This is a genomic window from Acetobacter sp. DmW_125128, assembly GCF_008704325.1.
GTDB classification, from domain to species: domain Bacteria; phylum Pseudomonadota; class Alphaproteobacteria; order Acetobacterales; family Acetobacteraceae; genus Acetobacter; species Acetobacter oryzifermentans.
The window spans coordinates 35,000-59,670 of sequence record NZ_VHOP01000022.1; the positions used below are offsets into that span (position 1 = coordinate 35,000).

Annotated in this window: 21 protein-coding genes, 1 tRNA gene and 2 pseudogenes; 14 read left to right on the forward strand and 10 right to left on the reverse strand. The window is 48.9% G+C overall.

Annotation, left to right across the window (positions count from 1 at the left end; all coding sequences use genetic code 11):
• Positions 1-231: 231 nt before the first annotated feature.
• Positions 232-1,245 (reverse strand): RluA family pseudouridine synthase, encoded by a 1,014-nt coding sequence (locus tag FKW19_RS09045; RefSeq protein ID WP_193561106.1) that lies wholly within the window; start codon positions 1,243-1,245, stop codon positions 232-234.
• 47 nt (positions 1,246-1,292) lie between these two features.
• On the opposite strand from FKW19_RS09045, the gene FKW19_RS09050 reads away from it, so the two are divergent.
• Positions 1,293-2,411 carry an iron ABC transporter permease gene (locus tag FKW19_RS09050; RefSeq protein ID WP_162870691.1) on the forward strand — a complete coding sequence of 373 codons (1,119 nt, stop codon included), beginning with the start codon at positions 1,293-1,295 and terminating at the stop codon, positions 2,409-2,411.
• Positions 2,408-3,220, forward strand: coding sequence for an ABC transporter ATP-binding protein (locus FKW19_RS09055; RefSeq protein WP_089179498.1), 813 nt, complete (start codon positions 2,408-2,410; stop codon positions 3,218-3,220). Before FKW19_RS09050 ends, FKW19_RS09055 begins: the two co-directional genes overlap by 4 nt.
• Before the next feature lie 7 nt (positions 3,221-3,227).
• Here the strand turns inward: FKW19_RS09055 and FKW19_RS09060 are convergent, their stop codons facing one another.
• A complete protein-coding gene (locus FKW19_RS09060) occupies positions 3,228-4,691 on the reverse strand; it encodes a YdiU family protein (RefSeq protein ID WP_089179499.1) in 1,464 nt (487 codons plus the stop codon).
• A gap of 280 nt (positions 4,692-4,971) precedes the next feature.
• Here FKW19_RS09060 and FKW19_RS09065 point away from each other — a divergent pair, with 280 nt between their 5' ends.
• The 4 genes from FKW19_RS09065 to FKW19_RS09080 all read left to right on the forward strand — a co-directional run bounded on the left by FKW19_RS09065 (position 4,972) and on the right by FKW19_RS09080 (position 10,535).
• Positions 4,972-6,072 (forward strand): branched-chain amino acid aminotransferase, encoded by a 1,101-nt coding sequence (locus FKW19_RS09065; protein ID WP_162870690.1) that lies wholly within the window; start codon positions 4,972-4,974, stop codon positions 6,070-6,072.
• A 188-nt stretch (positions 6,073-6,260) separates the two neighbouring features.
• Positions 6,261-9,065, forward strand: a complete 2,805-nt coding sequence (gene polA / locus FKW19_RS09070) for a DNA polymerase I (RefSeq protein ID WP_089179501.1) — start codon at positions 6,261-6,263, stop codon at positions 9,063-9,065.
• Positions 9,066-9,069: 4 nt separating this feature from the next.
• Positions 9,070-9,690, forward strand: a complete 621-nt coding sequence (locus tag FKW19_RS09075; RefSeq protein WP_006115926.1) for an SCO family protein — start codon at positions 9,070-9,072, stop codon at positions 9,688-9,690.
• A gap of 98 nt (positions 9,691-9,788) precedes the next feature.
• Positions 9,789-10,535, forward strand: coding sequence for a 1-acyl-sn-glycerol-3-phosphate acyltransferase (locus FKW19_RS09080; RefSeq protein WP_089179502.1), 747 nt, complete (start codon positions 9,789-9,791; stop codon positions 10,533-10,535).
• A gap of 69 nt (positions 10,536-10,604) precedes the next feature.
• Here the strand turns inward: FKW19_RS09080 and proP are convergent, their stop codons facing one another.
• Complete coding sequence (gene proP / locus FKW19_RS09085) at positions 10,605-12,062, reverse strand: glycine betaine/L-proline transporter ProP (protein ID WP_150150580.1); 1,458 nt, start codon at positions 12,060-12,062, stop codon at positions 10,605-10,607.
• 349 nt (positions 12,063-12,411) lie between these two features.
• On the opposite strand from proP, the gene FKW19_RS09090 reads away from it, so the two are divergent.
• A complete protein-coding gene (locus FKW19_RS09090) occupies positions 12,412-12,744 on the forward strand; it encodes a hypothetical protein (protein ID WP_193561105.1) in 333 nt (110 codons plus the stop codon).
• Positions 12,745-12,941: 197 nt separating this feature from the next.
• On the opposite strand, the gene cydB is transcribed toward FKW19_RS09090, so the two are convergent.
• Both cydB and FKW19_RS09105 read right to left on the reverse strand, forming a co-directional pair.
• Positions 12,942-13,958, reverse strand: coding sequence for a cytochrome d ubiquinol oxidase subunit II (cydB, locus tag FKW19_RS09100; RefSeq protein ID WP_089179505.1), 1,017 nt, complete (start codon positions 13,956-13,958; stop codon positions 12,942-12,944).
• Positions 13,959-13,963: 5 nt separating this feature from the next.
• Positions 13,964-15,397 carry a cytochrome ubiquinol oxidase subunit I gene (locus tag FKW19_RS09105; protein ID WP_089179506.1) on the reverse strand — a complete coding sequence of 478 codons (1,434 nt, stop codon included), beginning with the start codon at positions 15,395-15,397 and terminating at the stop codon, positions 13,964-13,966.
• 335 nt (positions 15,398-15,732) lie between these two features.
• Between FKW19_RS09105 and FKW19_RS09110 the strand changes: the two genes are divergently transcribed.
• The 4 genes from FKW19_RS09110 (at position 15,733) to FKW19_RS09125 (ending at position 20,475) form a co-directional block, all read left to right on the forward strand.
• A complete protein-coding gene (locus FKW19_RS09110; RefSeq protein WP_089179958.1) occupies positions 15,733-16,764 on the forward strand; it encodes a Dyp-type peroxidase in 1,032 nt (343 codons plus the stop codon).
• A 1-nt stretch (position 16,765) separates the two neighbouring features.
• Positions 16,766-17,560 carry a family 1 encapsulin nanocompartment shell protein gene (locus tag FKW19_RS09115; RefSeq protein WP_006115920.1) on the forward strand — a complete coding sequence of 265 codons (795 nt, stop codon included), beginning with the start codon at positions 16,766-16,768 and terminating at the stop codon, positions 17,558-17,560.
• A gap of 432 nt (positions 17,561-17,992) precedes the next feature.
• Positions 17,993-19,483, forward strand: a complete 1,491-nt coding sequence (locus tag FKW19_RS09120) for an amino acid permease (RefSeq protein ID WP_369870176.1) — start codon at positions 17,993-17,995, stop codon at positions 19,481-19,483.
• Entirely contained in the window at positions 19,483-20,475 is a 993-nt protein-coding gene (locus FKW19_RS09125; RefSeq protein ID WP_193561104.1) for a hypothetical protein, read from the forward strand. Before FKW19_RS09120 ends, FKW19_RS09125 begins: the two co-directional genes overlap by 1 nt.
• Before the next feature lie 86 nt (positions 20,476-20,561).
• Here FKW19_RS09125 and FKW19_RS09130 read toward each other — a convergent pair.
• Positions 20,562-20,807 (reverse strand): annotated as a pseudogene (locus FKW19_RS09130) (dihydropyrimidinase); the annotation flags it as partial.
• Positions 20,808-20,936: 129 nt separating this feature from the next.
• Between FKW19_RS09130 and FKW19_RS15950 the strand changes: the two are divergent.
• A pseudogene (locus tag FKW19_RS15950) lies at positions 20,937-21,191 on the forward strand (cytosine permease); the annotation flags it as partial.
• Between the two features lie 105 nt (positions 21,192-21,296).
• Here FKW19_RS15950 and FKW19_RS09140 read toward each other — a convergent pair.
• The 4 genes from FKW19_RS09140 to FKW19_RS09155 form a co-directional block, all read right to left on the reverse strand.
• Positions 21,297-21,387 (reverse strand) — tRNA-Ser (locus tag FKW19_RS09140).
• Between the two features lie 71 nt (positions 21,388-21,458).
• Complete coding sequence (locus FKW19_RS09145; protein WP_089179507.1) at positions 21,459-22,100, reverse strand: phosphoribosylanthranilate isomerase; 642 nt, start codon at positions 22,098-22,100, stop codon at positions 21,459-21,461.
• 27 nt (positions 22,101-22,127) lie between these two features.
• On the reverse strand, positions 22,128-22,841 hold the full coding sequence (pyrF, locus tag FKW19_RS09150; protein ID WP_089179508.1) for an orotidine-5'-phosphate decarboxylase: 714 nt from the start codon (positions 22,839-22,841) through the stop codon (positions 22,128-22,130).
• The gene (locus FKW19_RS09155) at positions 22,834-23,181 is read right to left on the reverse strand and encodes a lipopolysaccharide assembly protein LapA domain-containing protein (protein WP_035353319.1); all 348 of its coding nucleotides are present in this window, start codon (positions 23,179-23,181) and stop codon (positions 22,834-22,836) included. The genes pyrF and FKW19_RS09155 overlap by 8 nt, the downstream gene beginning before the upstream one ends.
• A gap of 256 nt (positions 23,182-23,437) precedes the next feature.
• Here FKW19_RS09155 and FKW19_RS09160 point away from each other — a divergent pair, with 256 nt between their 5' ends.
• Together FKW19_RS09160 and FKW19_RS09165 are read left to right on the forward strand one after the other, a co-directional pair.
• Positions 23,438-23,932, forward strand: coding sequence for a protein-export chaperone SecB (locus tag FKW19_RS09160; protein WP_006115915.1), 495 nt, complete (start codon positions 23,438-23,440; stop codon positions 23,930-23,932).
• Between the two features lie 54 nt (positions 23,933-23,986).
• A complete protein-coding gene (locus tag FKW19_RS09165) occupies positions 23,987-24,649 on the forward strand; it encodes a hypothetical protein (RefSeq protein WP_063354532.1) in 663 nt (220 codons plus the stop codon).
• Positions 24,650-24,671: the final 22 nt, after the last annotated feature.

A 24,671-nucleotide genomic window follows, 5' to 3' on the forward strand; every position in this document is an offset into this window, starting at 1 on the left:
TCCAGTCATGCGATGGACAGATGTCTTAACCCTCAATTCCTCTGCCCTCCGTATGAGCGGCAAACTGAAAAGAGGCTCTCCCACCAGTTCGGCTACGGTTTCCAAGGCCTAGTGGGTGCAATAGGGTGCGCTGGAAAAAGCACATGTGTCAAGAATTCTAAGATGCATGGCAGAAGACAGCCATATTTCTGGACCTGTGCAGTCCTGTTTCTCGTTTCCGAATCGAAAAACCTATTCCTGATCAGCCTTCAAGCTGCGTTCCAATGCCTGCATATCTTCCGGCATAGGGGTTTCAAACAACAATTTTTCACCCGTTCTGGGATGTATAAACCCCAACCGCGCTGCATGAAGAGCTTGGCGCGGAAAGTCCAGAGCAGCAGCACGGGCTGCAGAAGGCATTACACGAGAGGCTGCGGGAATCCGACGCAGATACAGCGGGTCACCTATCAAAGGGTGTCCGTTCGCAGAAAAATGCACACGGATCTGGTGTGTGCGCCCTGTGGCCAACTTGCAGGCCACAAGGGCAGCCCCCGTGCCAAAAGCCTGCAACGTGCGGTAATGTGTGAGCGCCCATTTTCCGCCTTTGGGGGTAAGCGCCATGCGCTTGCGGTCTCGCTTATCGCGCCCGATTGCCCCTTCAAAATCTCCCTCCGCCGGATTGGGTAACCCCCAGCAAAAGGCCAAGTAGGTACGGTCTATCCGACGAGCGGCAAAATCTTCTGACAAGGCTTGATGTGCCATCTCTGTTTTAGCTGCCACCATAACGCCAGAGGTATCTTTATCCAGCCGATGCACAATACCCGGGCGGCGTTCTCCCCCAATACCTTTCAGGCTTTCACCACAATGGGCAATCAGGCCATTAACCAGCGTACCTGTCTCATTCCCCGGCGCGGGATGCACAACAAGACCCGCGGGCTTATCCAGCACAATCAGATCATCATCTTCATACAAAACGGTGAAAGAAATATCCTCTCCTTGCGGCACTGCGGGGGCTGCGGGTGGAATGGTCAATTCCACTTTCATGCCAGCACGAGCTATGGCTGCTGGTTCTCTTATGCACACGCCATCACACTTAAGGTGCCCTTCTTCAATTAGGCTTTTAATGCGTGAGCGTGAAAGTGTTTCCATTATAGCTGCCAGAAAACGGTCAATCCGCTCTCCTGCCTGCTCTGGCGTTACTGTAAAGGAGAAGGATGTTTCCTTTACGGGCAAAGATGGATCATAACCATTTTGCATTATAATCATCTGTGCCAACACCTATCCGTTTTTCGAGTTTCATGCAGAAGGAAAAGATGAAAACGCACAAAGCCTTTTCCACTGCACACCGTCAAGCACAGGATACTATGCCGGGCCTCAAGAACACGCTGCCAGACCTTACTGCTGTGCAAGTTACATATCGTGCCAGCATCTATAAACGGCTGTTTATCCTTGGTTGTCTGGCTGTTGGGGTTGTACTTTCACTTGGTGCCAATTTTCTGGTTGGGCCTGCTCATCTCTCTCCAACCCTCTTTTTGCATACACTGTTCAATTCAGCATCTGTGCCGCAGCAAACTGCCATTATTGTATGGCAAATTCGGATGCCTTATGCCCTCATGGCTGCCTGCATAGGTGGCGCTCTGGGCTTGGCAGGTGCAGAAATGCAGACAGTTCTGGCCAATCCATTAGCCAGCCCATTTACATTAGGTGTTTCCGCTGCCGGAGCGTTTGGAGCTTCTTTAGCTATTGTTTTGCAATGGCACATTACAGGCGTGCCCGATAACTGGCTGGTAGCAGGGTGTGCCTTTGTGTTCTCGGTCTTCTCCGTTTTTGCATTGGATATGCTAACACGCTTCCGACAAGCCGATACCAGCACGGTTATTCTTTGTGGGGTTGCGCTTGTTTTTTCGTTTCAGGCGCTTGTTGCTCTTATGCAATTTGTTGCCAGTGAAGATACACTGCAAGATCTGGTTTTCTGGACACTCGGCAGCCTCAGCCGCGCTACATGGGCCTCTTTAGCTTTGTTGGCTGGCAGTCTGGTTCTTATTTTCCCACTCTCTTTGCGCTCTGCTGGAAGGCTGACTCTTTTAAGAATGGGAGAAGAGCGCACCGCCAGTCTTGGGGTGGATGTCCCGCGGCTACGCCGAGCAACGCTTTTACGTATCAGTTTTTTATGCGCTCTTTCCGTTGCTTTTGTGGGCGTGATCGGGTTTGTGGGGTTAGTAGCCCCACATATTGCACGCAGACTGGTGGGAGAAGATCATCATTTCAGCCTACCCGGCAGCTTACTCACCGGCGCGCTTATTTTGTCTGTTTCTTCTTTGGTTGCGCGTATTTTGGTGCCGGGCATTGTGGTGCCTCTTGGTATTATTACCTCACTGGTGGGCATTCCATTCTTTCTGGCCATTATCCTTAAACAGCGGCCAATGGTATGACAGCAGGCAAATATTCCTCTGGCCTGATAGCACAAAATCTCACCGTCCATTATGGACGCAATACGGTGCTGGATGATCTCACAACACCTAGCTTTCCACATGGGCGTATCTGTGCCCTGCTGGGGCCAAATGGCAGCGGCAAATCCACCTTGTTACGCGCCATGAGTGGCCTATTACCTGCTCAAGGCACTATTGCGCTGGATGGTCTTCAGCTTACCAGCATGCGTTTGCCTGAACGTTCCCAACACTGCCTGTATCTTCCGCAAGCCCTGCCCGCACCTGTTAATATCACTGCGCTAGAAGCTATGCTGGCTGCAAAACGTGTTATGCCCAACAAGCAGGGGCAACGTTTTGCTGATACCCCAAATGAAGAAGATATTGAGGTTTCACTAAGCCTTTTGGAGCAATTTAATATTGCCCATCTGGCATTGCGAAAATTGAATGAGCTTTCCGGCGGTCAACGTCAGCTCATTGGTCTGGCTCAGGCTCTTGGCCGCCAACCGCAGGCCTTGTTGCTGGATGAACCACTTAGTGCGCTAGATCTGCATTATCAGTATGCTGTTACAAAACTACTCACGCAGATCACGCGTGCAAACAACCTTGTTACAGTGATGGTGCTACATGATCTGAACATCGCGTTAAACTTGTGCGATCTGGTTTGTGTGCTGCACGAAGGCCGTATTATTGCCTCCGGCCCTCCGGCGGAGGTTTTAACTCCAGCATTGTTACGCACTGTGTACCGCGTAGCAGCACGTATTGAAACCACAGCCGATAACCACCGCTTTATCGTCATTACCGGTTGCGTATAAGCGGTGATTACGTACCACAGAATGTATATCTTACGCGCTCTTCAGGCTGGGGTGGTTGCGCATACCGCGCCATATCTGCCTGCTCTGTATAAGGTGATGCGGTAAGGCGCAGCATTTCCTCAAACAGCGTATAATCATCATTATTTACAGCAGTGCCGATCATGGACTCTATCAGATGGTTGCGCGGGATATAACACGGGTTTACGCGGCGCATATTCTCTGCCCGTATCGCTGGTGCATCTTCCGCTTCCTGCGTTAAGCGCTGCCGCCATTGATGCAGCCAGGGCTGCATACCCTCTAACGTATCGGGCACATACTCACCCGCTATCACACGCTCATCACTCAAACTGCGGAAGGTATTGGTGAAATCAGCCTGATGCTCCTGTATCTGAGCAAACAAAGTATGGAAGAATGTTTCATCCTTGGCTTGCTGTGTTTTTAAACCAAGTTTTGCACGCAATCCCGCAAAATATGCGCCATGGAACAGTCCACCAAATTGCTCAAGCGCCTGCCCGGCCAAGGCCACGCCTTCATCTTCATCCTCAGAAAGAAGTGGCAACAAGGCTTCCGCCAAGCGCGTAAGATTCCACAAGGCGATTGTTGGCTGATTGGTAAAGGCGTAACGCCCGCGCTCATCAATAAAACTGAACACGGTATTGGGGTCATACTGATCCATAAAAGCGCAGGGACCATAATCTATGGTTTCCCCTGATACGGCCATATTATCCGTATTCATTACACCATGAATAAACCCAACCAGCATCCACTGCGCGATAAGCTTGGCTTGAGCCGCAATAACCTGCTGAAGAAACTCCAGATACGGCGCTGGGCCTTGTGCTACCTGCGGGTAATGCCGGGCAATGGCAAAATCCGCCAAAATCCGCAGTCCTGCCAAATCCTGCCGCGATGCAAAATACTGAAACGTGCCAACCCGGATATGGCTGGAAGCCACACGTGCCAGAACAGCCCCAGGCAACATAGTTTCACGTAAAACAGCCATGCCTGTTTTTACGGCAGCCAACGCACGAGTTGTGGGAATACCTAAGGCGTGCATGGCCTCACTGACCACATATTCACGCAACACAGGCCCCAGCACAGCGCGGCCATCCCCCCTGCGTGAAAACGGTGTAGGGCCAGAACCTTTAAGCTGCACTTCCCACACATGGCCCTGAGCGTCCTGCACATCCCCCAGCAACAAGGCGCGCCCATCGCCCAAATGCGGATTAAAGCTGCCAAACTGATGCCCCGCATACGCCGTGGAAAGTGGATCCACACCTTCTGGCATTGCACTGCCAGATAACATAGCCACGCCCTGCGGGCTGGCCAGCCATTGTGCATCCAGCCCAAGTTGTTCTGCCAAGGCGTAATTCAACCGGATCAGCTTGGGATCTGGCACAGGAGAAAGAGGCGCGCTAGCATAAAACCGCTCTGGCAATGCTGCATAGCTTTGTTGGAAAGGAAGTGGTGCCATAACGCATTTCTCCGGAAAAAGACGGAAGTGCCCAGGTGGCCCGATAACAGCCTGCCTTGCCGAAAACAGCCACCTATTCCGCCAGATGCAAAACCGCCCTACGGGGCATGCCTGTCTGGCTCTCTGGCACATAAAGCATGAACATGATAGGAAAAGCCCCATCAAGCCTGCCAACTCAGACCTAAGATATAAGAACGTCTGATAGCAAAAAAAGAACCGAGGCAACGGAGCCGCCAGACTATCTGGCTCAGACCCCAGCGCCGTGGAGACAGCAGAACCCATGACCACCGAATCTGACACCGCCTTCAAGATTACCCGCAAAACAGACATTACCCCCGCAGCAGAGCGGGAAGCCATGCTGGCCAATCCGGGTTTTGGCCGCGTTTTTACCGACCACATGGCTGTTGTCACCTATACGGAAGGTAAGGGTTGGCATTCTGCTGAAATCCTGCCCCGCCAGCCGTTGATGCTGGATCCTGCGGCATCCGTATTGCACTACGCGCAGGAAATTTTTGAAGGCATGAAGGCCTATCGCACTCCAGATGGCAGCGTGCAGCTTTTTCGCCCAGATGCAAATGCCCGCCGCTTCCGCCATTCTGCCGAACGTATGGCTATGGCGCAGGTGCCTGAAGAACTTTTTCTGGAAGCAGTCACCCAGCTTGTAAAACTGGATAAGGACTGGGTACCCAAGCCAGAAGTCGGCACACTGTATATCCGCCCCTTCATGATTGCCACAGAAGCCGCGTTGGGCGTGAAACCGGCATCTGAATTCAAGTTTATTGTGATTGCCTGTGCCGCGGGTGAATATTTCTCCAAGGATGCCGGCCCGGTTTCTGTATGGGTGGAAGAACGCACTGTTCGTGCCTCCCGCGGGGGAACAGGTACGGCCAAGTGTGGTGGCAACTATGCCGCCAGCCTAACGGCCCAGATGGAAGGCAAGGAACATGGCTGCCATCAGGTTCTGTTCCTTGATGCGCAGGAACGCCGCTGGCTGGAAGAAATGGGTGGCATGAACGTAATGATGGTGTTTGAAGATAGCACTCTGCAAACACCTCCGCTGGATAGCGGCACCATTCTGCACGGCATTACGCGCGATTCCCTTCTCACCTTGGCGCGTGATCGTGGTCTTAAGGTAAAAGAAGAACGCTATGCTATTGATCAGCTTTATGGTGATGCCGATTCCGGCAAGCTGAAAGAAGTGTTTGCCTGTGGCACAGCCGCTGTTGTGACACCCATTGGCACCTTCAAAAGCACAGAAGGCGGCTGCACCATTGGTAACGGCCAGACAGGTGAGGTCACCAGCAGCCTACGTAAAGCTTTGTGCGATATCCAGTTTGGCCGCGCAGCAGACCCGCATGGCTGGGTTAAAAAAATTGGCTAACTTGCAGGTGCCTTTCCTGTAAACATACCCCCTATACCCCGGCCTTTGCCGGGGTATTTGTCTGTTACGGGCCTTAACACCCTCCAGAAAGCCAGGTGCCCAGTGCTGGACATCAAAACCCAAGGGGCATATCCAAACCCTATGGCTTTCTTTCTGCCTTCCCTTCCGCTTACACGGTTTGCATCAGTATGACAGAAACACCCCATCTGGTTCTGGTAGATGGCAGCGGCTTTATTTTCCGCGCCTTTCATGCCCTCCCGCCCATGACCAGCCCAGAAGGTGTGCCCGTAAATGCCGTTTATGGCTTTACCACCATGCTGGCCCGTTTGCTTAAAGACCATGTAGGCACCCATCTGGCTGTGTTATTTGATGCCAGCCGCCAGACATTCCGTTCAGAAATTTATCCGCAGTATAAAGCACACCGGCCCGAACCGCCTGAAGACCTGCGCCCCCAGTTCAGCCTGATCAGGGAGGCCACACAGGCCTTCAATGTACCGGGCATCGAACTGCCCGGATGGGAAGCAGACGATCTTATTGCATCCTACGCAACAGCCATTCGGGCACAGGGCGGTACCTGCACCATTGTTTCTTCAGACAAAGATCTCATGCAGTTGGTGGGGGATGGCGTTTGCATGCTGGACCCAATCAAGCAAACACCTGTTGGTCCTGCAGAAGTGGAAACCAAATTTGGGGTGCCTCCTACAAAAGTAGTGGATGTGCAAGCCCTGATGGGAGACCCCACAGATAACGTTCCCGGTGTGCCCGGTATTGGCCCCAAAACAGCAGCAGCCCTTGTGCAGGAATATGGCACACTGGAAGCTGTTTTGAATGCCGCGCCGGAAATGAAAAAATCCAAGCGGCGTGATATGCTGATTGAACACGCCGAAGCCGCTCGCGTTTCTCTGCAATTGGTAACACTTGCTACAGATGTTCCCCTCCCCGTGCCGGTGGATGAGCTCAACACGCGTGAGCCAGACATGCTAATGCTGGCAGACTGGCTGGACCGCATGGGCTTTCGTTCCATCCTCAGCCGTATGGGGCTTGGGCATTCCTCTGGCGCCCACGCACATCGTGCAGCAAAAAAAGTGGCTGCAGCATCTATTGCCGGAGCCACCACGCCTGCTGCTGATGCCGCGCCAACCACCGATGCTTCTGTACTTTCTGCGCCATATCATGACTATGAAACCATACGCACAGCAGAAGCTTTGCAAAAATGGATCAGCACAGCGCAGGAAGCCGGTATCTGTGCCGTTGATACAGAAACAGATGGGTTAGACCCGCTGGCGGCTAATATTGTTGGGTTTTCTATTGCAACGGCTCCGGGCAAAGCCTGCTATGTGCCATTAAAACATGAAGGCACTCTGGAAGCTCCCACGGGTGAACAACTTGCTGTTGATGCGGCCCTTAAACTTCTGGCACCACTTTTGCAGGATGATGCCGTTTTAAAGATCTTCCATAACGCCAAGTTTGATCTGCTCATTCTGGATCATGCGGGCATTCCGCTTTCCAGCATCACCGCTGTTGATGACACTATGCTAATCTCTTACAGCCAGTCTGCCGGGTTGCATGGGCAAGGTATGGATGAGCTTTCTAACCTGCATTTAAACCATACGCCCATTACGTATGACAGTGTGACCGGCACAGGCCGTAACCGCGTGCCTTTTGCGCAAGTTCCTGTTGAAACAGCTACCAAATATGCGGCTGAAGATGCCGATGTAACCTTGCGCCTCTGGTATGTGCTGCACCCCACGCTGCGCACCAACAAGGCACTGGCACTTTATGAACAGATTGAACGCCCGCTTTCAGTTATTCTGGCCGATATGGAAAAAGCTGGCATTGCTGTAGATCGTACAGAGCTTGACCGGCTTTCCAAAGATTTTGAAGCCCGTATGCAAGGCATGGAAAACGATATTTACGAAGCCGCCGGGCGACAGTTCAATATCGGCTCCCCCAAACAATTGGGGGAAATCCTGTTTGACGAAATGGGCCTGAAGGGTGGCAAACGCGGCAAGGCCGGAGCGTGGAGCACAGATTCCTCTGTATTGCAGGATCTAGCCGACCAAGGGCATGATCTGCCTGCGCGTATTTTAGCATGGAGACAACTTGCCAAGCTGAAATCCACTTATACGGATGCGCTCTTGCGCCAAGCCGGGCGGGATGACCGCGTGCATACATCTTTCCAAATGGCTATCACCTCCACCGGGCGCTTATCTTCGACTGATCCCAACCTGCAAAATATTCCAGTGCGAACGGAAGAAGGCACACGCATCCGGCAGGCCTTTATTGCGCCATCTGGCAAGAAGCTAATTTCTGCTGACTATTCGCAAATCGAACTGCGGCTACTGGCCGATGTTGCCAATATTCCTGCATTGCGTGAAGCTTTTCAGCTCGGGCAGGATATTCACGCCCGCACGGCATCGGAAGTGTTCAATATCCCGCTCGAGGGTATGGATGCCCTTACGCGACGGCGCGCGAAAGCCATTAATTTTGGCATTATTTACGGCATTTCAGCCTTTGGGCTAGGCAAACAGCTTGGCATTCCTGCTGGTGAAGCGCGCACTTATATAGATGCCTATTTTGCCCGTTACCCCGGCATTCGTGATTACATGGAACGCATGCGGGAAGAAGCACGCACCCATGGCTATGTTCTCACGCCTTTTGGCCGCCGCTGCTATGTGCCGGGCATTCATGAAAAAAGTGCTGCCAGACGCCAATATGCCGAGCGACAAGCTATCAATGCTCCCTTACAAGGTGGTGCTGCAGATATTATAAAACGCGCCATGGTTCATTTGCCACTGGCTCTACAAAAAGCAGGCTTTGGCGCAACACGCATGTTACTGCAGGTGCATGATGAACTGTTATTTGAAACAGATGAATCAGACGCTGAAGCTGTGGCAGAAATTATTAAAAACGTTATGGAAGCAGCAGCAGATCTTGCTGTTCCGCTGGTTGTAGAAACCGGAATAGGCCAAAATTGGGCGGAGGCACATTAAGACCATGACACCGGCTGGAAAACGTATAGCCCTCATGACCTTTGGCGTGCTGGCTCTGGCAGCCGCCGGAGGCTACACGGCCACTCACCTGGCCTTAAAACACGGCGTGCAACTAAACACTTATGGTAACGAGGTGGGAGGTTCCTTCCGCCTGATGGATTCCACAACTGGCACCATGACGGATCAGACCTTCCGTAACCGTTGGATGCTTGTTCTGTTTGGCGCCACACACTGCGCAGAAGACGCCTGCGCCCCAGCCCTGCGCAATATGTCTGCCGCATTGGATCAGGTAGAAGGTGGCAGGCACAATGCGGTTATTATTTTTGTAAGCCTGGACCCAGACAGAGATGATGCAGAACGCCTGCGCCAATATGGTGAAAGTATTGGCCCGCGCATTGTAAGCGGCACAGCAGCGCCCTTTGCTTTGGCTGATCTGGCAAAGGAATATCATGCCCCTATCGAAAAGGTGCCTGATCCTGAATGGACATATACCATGCGGATGTCTCCACAGTTTGTGGTGATGGGGCCGGAGGTACGTTATAAGGGAATGGTTGATGCCCGTGCAGATAGCGCCCATATGGCAGCGGATCTACGCCGTATTATGCAATCTCAGAACGGTGAATAATCTACTCTAAATATACATGACGCCATACCCTCTATAGCGTGGCGTCATGTATGTGTTCTGCATGTCTTTTCTTCTTGCCAGAGCTGTACTGTATTCTCATGTCATTGTTTTCAACACTTGGTACCAGCTTACGGTTTTATGCATCACTTGCCGTTATTGGTATTATTTTTCTGGCGCTGGATGCAGGATCTTTCCTTCTTCGGCACGCTTTGCCAGAAGGGCCAAAACGCCGCAAAATAGGCCAAGCATGGCTATGTTTCATGGCACGGCTTGCCGTGCGTTATCTTGAAGCTGCCGATATTTTGGAATGTGATCTAACAGAACTCAATACACTTAAAAACGTTCCCAACATTATACTGGTTGCCAACCATCCTTCACGGTTGGATAGCCTTATTCTGGCCTCTGCCTTGCCGCATCTGGTTTGCGTTACCAAAGCCTCCATCTGGGAACGCCCAACTTTGGGCAGTACATTACGCACTGCGGGCTATATCCGGCATGATAGTCTTTTGCGGCTCATTGGCCCTGCCTCTGAACGTCTGCAAGAAGGCAATCAATTACTATTGTTTCCTGAGGGCACGCGCTCCCGCGCGGGAACAGAACCCAGCCCCATGCAGCCAGGCTTTGCTGCTATTGCCCAACGCACACGCCTGCCAGTGCAGACCATTTTGATCAAAACAGATTCACCCTATCTTTCGCAGGGTTGGTCTTTTCTAAAACAACCGCCCCTCCCCATGCGTTACCAGATACAAACTGGCCCGTGCTTTCCCGCTCCTACCAGAGATGAAGCCAGTGGGCGCGCATTACTTGAGACTGTTGAAAACTGGCTGAAAGACCATCTAACTTAAATGCAAAACAGGCCCAGCATGAGAGTTTCATGCTGGGCCTGCATCCTACGAAGTGTTCCTAACTTTACCTTATTCCTGAGGAATAGACGGTAACGTAGAATCCACTGTGATAGGGTGATCCCCCTGAAGGATCTTTTTAACTTCAGCCTCGCTTCCCACTGCGGGTGGTGATCCACGCAAAGGCATACAGGCGGTTTCCTTTACTGTCAGCATTGTCACAATACCAATACCCCCTGCAAACATGAGATAATATGCAGGCATTAGCAAATTACCCGTATGCCCAACCAGCCATGCTGTTACCAGCGGTGTTGTGCCGCCAAACATTGAAACAGATACGTTAAACGCCATGGAAAGCGCCGTATATCTGATCGGAGTATAAAAAAGTGCTGGCAGAGTAGAAGGCATACTGCTGGTAAAACAAACAAGTGCTAGGCCAAGAAGCATCAAACCCAAAAAGATCAACCAATCATTTCCGCTCTGCAACAGCAGAACAGAAGGAATAGAGAGAACCAAAAGGGCAACACAGGCCCCAATAATCATTGGTCGGCGGCCTAGTTTATCGCTTAAATACCCACCCATAACATTCAGTGGCATCATCAGCATGACAATGATAATCAGCAAAAGCCCTTTGCTTTCGGCGTATCCCAAAGCAACCGTCAAATAGCTGGGAATGTACGTCAGCAACATGTAATCGGTTACGTTAAATACCAGAACAAGACCCATACACTTTAGCAACTGCCGCCAATGCACACGCAGCAGTTCACCCCAACCCGGCTTTTCATCATCCCGCTGCGCAGCCTGTTCGGCATATGCCTGAAAAGCTGGCGTTTCTTCTAGCCGGGAGCGCATATACACACCCAAAAGCCCTAGTGGGCCTGCAATTAAAAAAGGAATACGCCATCCCCATTTCAGCATGGCCGTATGGCTAAGGCCAATCTGCAAAGCTGTTACAATACCAGCACCTGCCACATAACCAGCCAGAGTACCAAACTCCAGCCAACTCCCCATAAGCCCCCGATTTTTATCGGTCGAATATTCTGCAATAAAGGTGGCTGCCCCGGCATACTCACCGCCAGTTGAGAACCCCTGCACCAAACGGGCCAGCAGCAATAGCAAAGGCGCCCATAAACCAATTTGAGCATAAGACGGGATAAGGCCAATGGAGAAAGTGCCGATTGCCATTGCAATCATTGTAAAAGCCAGAACTTTCTGGCGGCCGTACTTATCTCCCAGCGGTCCAAAAACCATACCGCCAAGAGGCCGCACCAAAAATGCTACAGTAAATGTAGCAAAAGTTGCAATCAGACGGGAGGCAGCATCATCCGATGGAAAAAAGACCTGCCCCAGTGTGACAGCAATATAGCCATAGACACCAAAGTCGAACCACTCCATGGCATTACCCAAAGCAGCCGCGCCTACTGCCTTGTTTAACATCTGGGCATCAACAACAGTAATATCCTGCGGCTTCATCTGTTTACGGCGCTTAAACCAACCAAAATGCGCGTGCGCCGTTCCAGAATCTTTCATAAAATATTTCCTCACCTCTTATTTCATACATAATGTGCATCTAAAATATTATCATTATGCAGAAATTTATTCAATATTTTTCTAAGTTATACTATTTTATGATATTCCATACGATATATTCATTTATATATTTAAAATCAATACTTTAAATTACCCAAATAAATCCAGATTATATAAAACAAACCGATAGATCAGAGACGAAATACCAATACGAAGGTTGCATTTTTGAATGAAAAATTTTTGCGCTCCCAGAGGAACATCTCATAGTCATGAGTGGTTATAAGAAGGCTTCTGTTTTGATAGGCCCATCATCTCTCACCTGCCTATACTCAGCAAAGAGAAAGCCCTCATGTCACGCATAAACCAAATCATATATACTGGAATGGCTTTGGGATGCCTGATACTGCCAGCTTTGGCGCACAGCGCTCCTAAAATGCAGAAGCCTACCCCCATGCCGCAATCTTCCATTTATTCTGATGGAACGGGTAATAATATGGTCGACAAGCTTAATAACGCTCAGCTCGATCAAAATTACCGGGGGCCTTACTACTTTCCTGGGCAAAAAATCCCGCCTTTTAAAAGCACACCACGCAATCAATTAGAAAATGCTGAAGATTTTTCTAAAACAGACAAAAATAATCCTGTAAAACAACAAAGAGAAAATACTGCTATCTCAAAATAAAATACACTCGTTAAGATATTCCCCTATTTGTAATTTAAAATAGGGGAAATTAAAGCCTAATTTATTTCGGTATTATCAAGTGTAACAAAGAAGCCCCAGCAACAAATACTATGGTACTCAGTGTCCAGATCGCTACAAACCATCCAATCCGTGCCCCAATATTTTTTGGGGCACCATCTCCATTTCCCTGAACAATTTTAGTGATAGCCATCTGTTTCCGTTACCTTTCCGCGAAACACACGATAGGAATAAATTGTGTAGGTTAGGATAATCGGCAGCAGAATAACTGTGCCAACAAGCTGGAACAATTGGCTACTTGGGGGAGCAGACACATCCCAAAGTGTCAGACCCGGCGGAACAATATAAGGCCAAACCGTAATCCCCAAACCAGAAAGGCATAAAAAGAACCAGCCCAGAGCACATAAAAATGGGCCCTTGGAATGCTCATGCCGCAAACCGCGTACAAACAGCACCCCCAACACAGCTACAAGAATTGGCACAGGAAGAACGAAAACGACATTTGGCCAATCTGTCCAACGGCGTAAATAAGGTGCATGCAAAAGTGGTGTCCAAAGACTTACTGCAATAATCCCCAGAAACAGCCCTATGGCCAATTTACTGGCCCAACGGCGGCAAGAAGCTTCCAGCACTCCGGTAGTGCGCCAGATCAGCCAAGTTGCCCCCAACAGGGCATAACCACACATCACGGCTATACCGCATAGAATACTAAACGGCGTCAGCCAATCAAACGCGCTTCCGGCAAAAGCTCCATCAACAACTTTTACGCCCTGAACAACACCTCCAAGAATGGCACCCTGACAGAACGCCGCAATACCAGATCCAAGCATGAAACCAACATTCCACAATGTCTCACGGCCTGTGCCATGCGTCATAACCCGGAATTCAAATGCCACACCACGAAAAATCAGCGCCAACAACATAAGAATGATCGGGAGGTAAAATGCTGGCAGAAGCGTGCCATACGCCCCGGGAAATACGCCGTAAAGCACAGCCCCACCAAGTACCATCCATGTTTCATTACCATCCCATACCGGCGCAATGGTGCTGACCATTACATTCCGGCGGCCTGGATCCCGCTCCAATGCAAACAGCATACCAATACCAAGATCAAAACCATCCAGAATGACGTAGATCGAAATAGCCGCCACCAAGATAACGGCCCATATAACCGGGAGCCAATATGTAAGATCCATTGTGCTCAAGCTCCTTTACCAGAAGAAGATTCAATAACTTCCGGGTGCATGCGTTCTGCCAAAATATCGGATGCATTTGCGGAACTTGCTTCTGGCTCTCCCTCTTGCGGCTCATGCCCTAATTGGCGCACCAAAATGCCAATGCCAGACCCAAACACAATGACATACACCACAACAAAAGCTGTCATTGTTACAGCCATACTTGGCAGCATAATTGGTGAAACGCTCTGTGATGTTCTTAAAAGACCATAAACAGTCCAAGGCTGCCGCCCCACTTCCGTGGTAACCCAACCGCAGAGCAGGGCCAGAAAACCAGCCGGAGCCATACACACCGCAACACGATGAAACACAGCATTTGTAAACAAGGTGCGTGTGCGCCGCAGCCACAGAGACCAAAAGCCAACCAGCATCATGAGCACACCAAGCGCAACCATGATACGAAAGGAAAAGAAAATAACCTGTGAAGGTGGACGTTGATCGCGCGGGAAGTCTTTTAGCCCCGGCACTTTACCTTCCAGACTATGTGTTAAAATCAGGGAACCCAGCAGCGGAACTTTTACTGCATAATCCGTGTATTCGGTTTTCATGTTGGGGATGCCAAACAAAAGCTCTGGCGCGCGGGACGTGGAATCCCAATCCCCTTCCATAGCTGCAATTTTTGCTGGCTGATATTTCAGGGTATTCAGGCCATGCGCGTCACCCGCCATAATCTGTAGCGGGGCCACAATAGCTGCCATCCACATGGCCATGGAAAACATGGTGCGCACTGGAGCCGTGGCCACTTTTCCTTCACGCCGTGCCTTAAGCATGTGCCACGCACCTGTTGCGCCAACAATAAAGGCAACAGACAAAAAGGCTGCCAACCCCATATGTACCAGCCGGAAAGGGAAGGACGGATTAAAAATAATAGCCAGCCAATCTGCTGGCAGAAAACGCCCAGTTGCGGGGTCTATCATATAGCCACGTGGCGTTTGCATCCATGAGTTGGAAGAAAGAATCCACGTCATGGAAATTAAAGTGCCTATAGATACGCAGCATGTGGCGGCAAAGTGCAGTTTACGCCCCACCTTGTTCATGCCGAACAGCATGATGCCTAAAAATCCGGCTTCAAGAAAAAATGCTGTCATAACTTCATAAGACAAAAGAACCCCGGTAATGGGGCCTGCCTTTTGAGAAAAAACCGACCAGTTCGTGCCGAATTCATACGACATCACCAGACCGGACACGACACCCATACCAAAAACGATCGAAAATACCTTGATCCAGTATCGATACAGATCAAGAAAAACAGAACGTCCGGTTTTCAGCCAGCATCCTTCCAATACAGCCAAGTAAGCTGCCAGCCCGATTGAAAAGGCCGGAAAGATGATATGAACACCTACAGTAAAGGCAAACTGGAAGCGCGCCAAAAGAAGCGCAATATCATGCGCAGGTTGCATAGGTTCTTTCCAAACTTATAATTAGTGGTATTTTGACCGAAAATTGACATTGGATAGCAACAAAAATTCTATCTATACGCCATAAATTCTATAATTACGCATTATGCACCGGAAACAACACCTCCATGATTTGGTATTTAAAATAAATCAACAGAAAATGTCCGTCCAAGACCTTTTGTTTATCTTATGATAAAAGATACTTATCATGAAAATTTATTATCCGATGGATGCGTTTATTTGATACCACCTTCCATCTTGCCTCAAATATTCATCTGCCTATGCTAGGCATCAGTCGTGATTATATAACGCGTTATGCATTCAGGAGTTCCCTCACAGTGGTTACACCGCAGCCAGTTGATACGAAATTAACACAATCAGCCCTTTTCCTTGTGATGACCCTGAATGATGCCCCTACAGTTCGCACTCAGGTTTTAGATCTCCTTGGCGATATTTCGTCACTTGTGCGAGGTGTCGGATTTCGTATTCCAGATGGCAAATTAAGTTGTATTACCGGTATTGGATCAAACGCATGGGATCTGCTTTTTGGAGCTCCTCGCCCAAAGGAACTCCATCCCTTTCAGGAAATTAACGGCGTGCACCATGCCCCCTCAACACCGGGAGATCTTCTGTTCCATATCCGTGCCACGCGTATGGATTTATGCTTTGAAATGGCAACAGCCCTGACTTCCCGCTTGGAAGGTGCTGCAACAGTTGTAGATGAAGTGCACGGTTTTAAATATTTTGATGCACGAGATCTGCTCGGTTTTGTTGATGGCACCGAAAATCCAACAGGCCAAGCGGCGTTTGCGGCAACAGTTATTGGAGATGAAGATCCATCTTTTACGGGTGGCAGTTACGTTATTGTGCAGAAATACCTGCATAACCTTAAAAAATGGAATGCCATCCCAACTGAAGTTCAGGAACACATCATTGGCCGCAAAAAAGTATCCGACATAGAGTTGCCCGAAGCAGCCAAGCCCAGCTACGCGCACAATGTTCTTACAAACATTGAAGAAAACGGACAGCAACTTCAGATTGTACGTGACAACATGCCTTTTGGAGAAGTGGGTAAAGGAGAGTTTGGCACATACTTTATTGGCTATGCGCGTTCTCCTGCACGCACAGAACAGATGTTACAAAATATGTTTATCGGCAAGCCTCCTGGCAATTACGATAGAATTCTGGATGTAAGCACAGCGGTAACTGGGTCACTTTTCTTCATTCCCACGAGTGACTTCCTTGACGATGCTCCCAACATGAGCACAGAAAATATTCAGGCATCTCCAGAACCTGCATCTGCTTCTCAAAACACAAAACCTCTTCACGGTTCCCTTGGAATTGGATCATTAAACAATAAGGACGCCTGAAATGAACAACCTGCATAAACATCTTGCACCCATTTCCCACGTTGCCTGGGCCGAAATTGAACAGGAAGCTTCTCGCACAATCTGCCGCAATCTGGCCGGACGGCGCGTGGTTGACACACCAGAACCAAAAGGCACAGCATTTTCCAGCGTTGGTACTGGTCGCAATAAACAAATCAGCTCCCTGAGCGATGGCATACAGGCCGTACAGCGCGAAGTGCTTCCCCTTGTGGAACTGCGGGTTCCCTTTACCTTATCGCGCGAAGAAATTGATGCTGTAGAACGTGGCTCTCTGGATTCTGATTGGCAGCCCGTTAAGGATGCTGCCCAGAAAATTGCTTTCGCAGAGGATCGTGCCATTTTTGATGGCTATGCCGCTGCCGGCATTACAGGCATTCGGCAGGGATCATCTAACCCACATACAAAGCTGCCAGCTTCTGCAAAAGATTATCCGCATGCCATTACTGCTGCATTGGATACCTTGCGCCTTGCTGGCGTGAATGGCCCCTATTCTCTTGTTCTTGGCACCAAAGCCTATCAGGCTGTAAGCGGTGGAGATGATGTTGGCTACCCTGTTCTCAAACATATTGAGAGCCTGATTGAAGGTGAACCCATCTGGGCGCCGGCTATTGAAGGTGCTTTTGTTATCTCCAAGCGCGGTGGGGATTTGCAGCTTGATATCGGGCAGGACTTTTCCATCGGTTATCTAAGCCATACGGCAGAAACCGTTGAGCTGTATCTTCAGGAAAGCTTTACTTTCCGCGTGCTTACAAGCGAAGCGACTGTCTGCATCGAGTAACTTTTTGATGAGGTGTCGTGCCATTTACAATAAAATGGTAACGACACCTCACTTAAACGCCTAATAAATATCAGTATTTATCAGCTTTTATAAATTAACTATTTATTCGCATTCAGAAAAAACAAATCTTGATTGAGATATTATAATATATTTTCAACTTCACTATATAATATATAAAAAAATTTTTACTTTGTGATTTGCATTTTAATTTAAGTAAATTCGATAATACTCACCTATAAAGTCAATATATATTTAAATAATACATATTAAGTTTATTTTTGTAAAACATTTTATACATTAACTCTATGGCATTTCGATTCTGCAATGACTTCCCTGATCCTGCGATTACTGTTATTGCATTATCGAAACAAGGTGCGTTCCATAAAATATATTGCAGATTTCGCACTGTCTGTTGTCATGGAGATAGAAATTTTGGACACAAAAACTTCTTCATCCCACCCTCTTCAACAGACTTCAGAAGGATACAAACAAGCTTTAGGCAAACGTCAGATCCAAATGATCTCTATCGGAGGCGCTATTGGAACTGGTCTTTTTCTGGGTGCGGGAAGCAGGCTTCAGGCTGTAGGGCCTTCTCTTGCAATAGTTTACCTAGTTTGCGGTATTTTTTCCTTCCTTATGCTCAGAGCACTAGGGGAATTGGTTATGTACCGGCCTACCAGCGGTAGTTTTGTTTCCTATGCGCTGGAATTTCTAGGGCCTCGTGCTTCTTATGTCGCAGGTGCGCTTTCATTCTTTAGTTGGGCCATGACAGGTATTGTCGATATTACCGCCATAGCCCTTTACATGCATTTCTGGGGTGTATTTGCTGCTGTTCCGCAATGGGTTATGGCGTTTATGGCCCTTATGGTTATTACATCAATGAATCTGATTGGTGTAAAATGGTTTGGCGAGATGGAATTCTGGTTCTCGCTTATTAAAGTTGCAGCACTTTTAATTTTTCTTGTTGTTGGAAGTGCTATTTTAGGCCTGCGCGTTCCGATTGATGGACATACGACTGGCCTACAGTTGATTACTGAGCATGGAGGACTGTTCCCTCATGGGGCACTTCCTGCACTCGCCCTGATGCAAGGCGTTGTATTTGCCTATTTCGGCATTGAGATGATTGGCACTGCCGCTGGTGAATGCCAGAATGTACGCGAAATCCTGCCATCCGCCATTAACAATGTTATTTGGCGGATCATTATTTTTTACGTTGGCACTGTTACTCTTCTTGTGCTGCTTCTGCCATGGTCCTCTTATCAGGCAGGCATTAGCCCATTTGTTACATTTTTTTCCAAACTCGGTATTCCGGGGATGGATTCCGTTATGAACATTGTGGTGCTCACCGCAGCACTCTCCAGTCTAAACTCAGGCCTCTATTCCACAGGCAGAGTACTTCGGGCTCTGGCACTTAACGGTTCCGCACCACGTTACCTATCATATATGAACAAACAATCTGTTCCAGCAGCAGCCATTCTCACAACTGTTGCCATTTATCTGGTTGGTGTTGGATTAAATTACCTGTTGCCATCACAAATTTTCGAAATCGTAATCAACATGGCATCTCTGGGGATTATCAGCACATGGTGCTTTATTCTCTTATGCCAGATCAAATTACGTCAGGCCATTAAGGCAGGTCGTATTGCCCCTACGGGTTTTGCAATGCCCGGTGCCCCTTTTACATCTTGGTTAAGTATTGTGTTTTTCCTTTGCATTTTACTGCTGATGGCACTGGATTACCCAACCGGCACCATGTCTATCGCTGCCATTCCATTATTGGCTCTTGTGCTGATTATTGGGTGGAAAACCTCCAACCAGAAACCACAGAATATTGTTCCACAAACACTCTCCTCTGTGGAACTTACCGATGATGCAGGCTTTCCATGTGCGGAAAACAATCAAGTTTCCAAGGAGCACATTTGATGAGCACTATTTTCAGATATTTTTCTGATAAATCTCTGCGTTTTCTTCTGCCCCTTGCCCTATCTGCCATCACTGTAAACACATATTCCCAAAGCGCATGCGCGGCCGATCAATGGTACACTGGCTCTCTGGTTTCTCCTTCAGGCCCCCTCTCTAAACAGGGCATGTTTCTTTTAGAACCCTATATGTACTACTCTGTACCTTCAGGTATGATCGGTCCGCACAATAACAATGTGCCCATGTCCTCCCCGCGTCAGCAATCGGTTACCAGCTTTACCATTTATCGGTACGCCTTAACGGATTACCTGAGCATTCAGACCACGCCAGCTATCAGCTACCGGTGGAAGCATGGAGATACAACCAGTAGCGGCCTGAAAATTGGAGATGTGCCAGTTGATCTCATGTGGCGCTATCTTACGGCAGATCCCAAACGGTTTATTCCCACACTCAACCTTATTACCGGCGTTTCCTTTCCTACAGGTGATTACTCTCACCTCGGACGCTCACAGGATGGCGTTGGCAGCGGCGTTTACACATATCGCGCAACATTAACTGAACAATCCACATACACCATGCCCAATAACCATGAGTTGCGGTTACGGCTATGGGCAACCTTCCGGCGCGCTCTTAATTCTGCTCATCTAAGAGATGTTACCAGTTATGGCACCACACGCGGCTTTCGCGGCCATGGACAGCCCGGCATGTATGGTGAAGCAGGATTTTCCTTGGAATATGGCATTACACAGCGATGGGTTTTTGCAATTGACGTGGCACGAGATTGGGCTAATGGCACCCGCCTAAAAGGCCATTATGCTTCTGGTTTGAAAGTAGATGAACTGAGTTCCGGTTCGGGAGATTGGCAGGTTGCCCCAGCACTAGAATACAACTGGACACCTAATTATGGCGTTATTGCTGGTGTTTCCGTGTATTATGCGGGACATAACACATCCCGCATTGTATCACCACAATTTGCCTTTAACGCATTATACTAACTAGATTTACAGAACTCAGGTCATTTCCCTTATTCATTATTTTCCTACCCCCCACTCATGAGTGGGGGTTTTTCTTCAGCGCCTCAGCCAGTAGCTGTTCCAGTATAAAAATCATCGCTTGTAATTGTGCCCATAAAAGGCATTTCCATATGAGTATGCGGGTCTATACCTCCCAGCATTACCAATAACCCCGCGGCATCCACAACATCACACCCCGTTGGTGTTTCTATCGTGTTTGCTACATGAGCAATTTTTCCATCTGGGCCACACAGAATGTCCGCCCGCATACTGCCTTCTGCTATAATAAGCGCTCCGCCTTTAACATGAAGCAGGAAGAGGACTGCCTTTCTGTTTTCCAATCGTTAAAGGGTAAATGATATTTTGTATCGAAATCGTATTTTTATTCTGGCTAATTGGTCAATAATATATTTCGTATTCGAATCGTAATGTAGGAAAGCATTATGGATGGAACACATCATGCAACACATAATAATCGTTTAATAAATGAAGACTTAGCACCATCTGCTACATGCACATGGCAAGGAAAAGATTATCTGTTTTTATGGATGTCGGACATTCATAGTGTAGCAGGATACATCACCGTTGGAAGTCTATTCACTTTAGGCCTTCCACTATACGATGTATTTGCGGCCCTACTTTTTGCTATCCTACTCGTACAATTAGCCTGCAACCTTATAGCCGTACCAAGCTTTAGGGCATCGGAAAATATTGTATGTATCTTGTGATACGGAACAACATCACAAAACGCTGTAGCTCTACAGCTCAATTGAACTGACTATTTTTAAGGGAAAATTACGTTATGGCGGAGAGAGAGGGATTCGAACCCTCGGTACGCTATTAACGTACACACGCTTTCCAAGCGTGCGCCTTAAGCCACTCGGCCATCTCTCCGACGCGAGAGAGGTAATAGCAAAATTTTCGGAACAAACAAGACCTAAAGCGGAAAAAATAAAGTTTTTATCTCAATCAACGGCTGAAGTGCGCGCATTATGGATAAAACGCGCAATTGCATCCGGATTCTTAATGCCAGGCGCACTTTCAACGCCGGATGAAACATCCACCGCTGCTGCTCCAGTTGTTGCAACGGCTTGTCCTACATTTTCGGGATTTAGCCCCCCCGCCAACATCCACAAATAAGCAGGTTTCCAACCTTGCAGCATATCCCAGTTCAAGCGCTGCGCATTACCACCCGGGCGTGTTGCATTAACTGGGGGCTTAGGCTCAATCACAAGCCGTTCCACTATGTTTTGTTGTGGCAAGTCAGCCTGTGAGGCAACTGGAATGGACAACCAAACAGGCAGCCCAAACTTGGCTTGTATCTGCAAGGCGCGTTCAGGCGTTGTATACAGCTGCAATATATCTAGATCGACCTGACCCAACACGCGTTCCAAATCAGCATCGTCAGGGCGTACAAAGAGCCCGACTTTCTTGATGCCGTCTGTAACCTGGGCAGCTAAAACCTTTGCCCGCAATGCATTTATATAGCGAGGAGAGCGTTCAAAAAAAACAAAGCCAACCCAATCTGCGCCATATTTCATGCAGGCTTCCAGCCCGGCTTCTTCTGTAATGCCGCAGATTTTTACGCCTGTCCGAACGCTGCTCATAACCTACTCCAGCTATATGCAGCAGATTTATGCTGCCAGTTCCGCAGCAATTGCTGCTGCTGCTGCTGCTGGATCTGCAGCCTGAGTTATGGGTCTTCCCACCACAATCCAGTCTGCTCCGGCAGCGCGTGCTTCCGCAGGCGTCATAACACGTTTCTGATCACCCTTAGCTGCTCCTGCGGGCCGAATACCTGGCGTTACCAACACAGGCTTGTCACCCAGAACTTCTCGCAGTGCCTTGAGTTCATGCGCGGAGCAGATCAATCCATCCATCCCGGACTTCATTGCCAGATGCGCCAAGCGCAAAACCTGCGTGCGCGTATCATCCGGCACACCTACTTCTGCCAAGGCCTGATCATCCATACTGGTCAACACAGTTACAGCCAGCAGTAATGGGCGCTCTCCTTCCGGGAAAGCCTCATCACATGCCTTGCGTGCAGCTTTCATCATTTCTGCACCGCCAACAGCATGCAGTGTCAGCATACGAGGGCGCAAATGAGAAAGCGCTTTTACAGCGGCTCCCACAGTATTGGGAATGTCGTGCAGCTTAAGATCCAGAAATAAAGGCCTCTGCCCAGCTAGATCTGCCACAGCCTGAAAGCCTGCTGCATAAGCAAATTCCATACCAAGCTTGATAACACCCGCAACACCTTGCACCGCCTGCGCCCATGCTTTGGCCTGCGCCGGGTTCTGCGTATCCAACGCCACAATCAAACCTGTTTGCCTTGCTGTATCAGACATGTGGTTCTGCTCCATTTGCAGGCGAAACAGGCGGAGTCGCTATGGCTACGGGCGCTGGGGCCACTGGCATGCTGGATACGGCCTGCACTTGGGCAAGCTGCGCTTCCAGTTCTTTTACATGTTGCTCTGCCTTGCGCGCACGCCGGCGTTGCCTGAATTCTGCCGTCCACAAACAGAAAGCTCCCAGCAAAAAGGCAACAGCAGCTACCAACAGCGCCAACACACCAGCTGAAGACTTCCAGCTATATGTCAGCAACCACATATCGAGCGGATCCTGATTACTGGCACTGAACACCACAAGCGCCAGCAGGAATGGGACAACAATTATCAGCCTGATCATGGCATCAAGTCGTAGCCGTATCACACGCAAAGAACAAGCGACTGGATACCATCAACCGCAAGCTTAATGATAAAATATTTCACACATTTTTAGACCCTTGCCAGAGCTACAACAGAAAAGAAGTTTATTGTGTTTCCTCTCGCCGCAACTGTCTGAATCTGGTAGGGCTGGTGCGGATTATATTGTTTTGCTCATTTTTCCTGAATAATGAGCTATTTTTGTTTGCGACATTACTCCTGAGGATCAGACATCCATCATGAATACCGAAACTGCAGATTCACTTGGCGGCGCATCTCACACATCTCCTGCGCCGTCTGTTATGATGGGAATCCAATATGTTAAATCTGTTGAATTTCAGGTTCTTGGGGCACCAGCCATTTACTCACGCGTAACAGAACGCCCTCACCTTGGTGTTTCTGTAGATGTACGTGCCCATCAAATGGGTGAAAACCAGCCCAACTTTGAAGTTGAACTGATCTTGCGCTGTCAGGGGCACCTTCCTGCACAACGAGAAGGGGAAGAAGTTGTCCCCTTATTTGATGTGAATCTGACTTATGCAGGTATCTTTACGCTGCAACATGCAACAGCAGAAACCTTTGAAACCTTGCTTCTTATAGAAGCACCTCGGCTTCTTTACCCTGCTGCCCGCAACATGCTGGCCACTCTATGCCGAGAAGCAGGCTTCCTACCCGTTATCATGCAGCAGATTGACTTTGCGGCATTGTGGCGCAACCGCCGTGCTGTAGGCTGAAAACAGCATTCAGGCCCTTTGATTTCCATACCTGAAAACGAAAGATGACAGACTATGCCAAGTAAAGCATCCGAAGCTTTATGGTACCCCTTTGACGCAAATTGGTACCGCGCAGAATACGGCGCAATTATGGATGCTCTGTTGTCTTTTTCTGACCATGAGCTTGAACAATGGTACAAGGTCGAAGGGGCATCCTCCGGCCATTCACCCAACAGATATTTCAACGAGGAATGGTACCGGGTAAATTGCTCCGAGGCAGCAGAAGCCATTACAAACGGCACCTGCGTTTCTGGCTTTGAGCATTACTGCAATGGGGGATACAAAAGCTTTTCTCCACATTACCTATTTTCCGAACGGTATTATCTTCAGCGCTACCCCGATATTTCGGAGCAAAATTTGCAAGCTGGCGGTTTTGTAAATGGGTATGACCACTTCCTCCGATCCGGCGATAAGGAAAAGCGCTCGGGCCATCTGTTTTTTGATCCAAACGTCTACATGCAAAACAGACCGACTGACCCAAACCTGAACAGCCTTACGCCATTTATGAACCTGCTGCATTCAGCACACACACTACCCAATTCCATTACGCTGTCTGATCACTTTAATCCTGCATGGTATCGTGCTCTCAGCCCGGATGCAGTTATGGCTGTGGAATATGGTTTTGCACCTAATGTGCTTTATCATTTCCTCAGCACCTTTACGCCTGATCGTTTCTAAGTTTTCCTTTGTGCTTTACAGA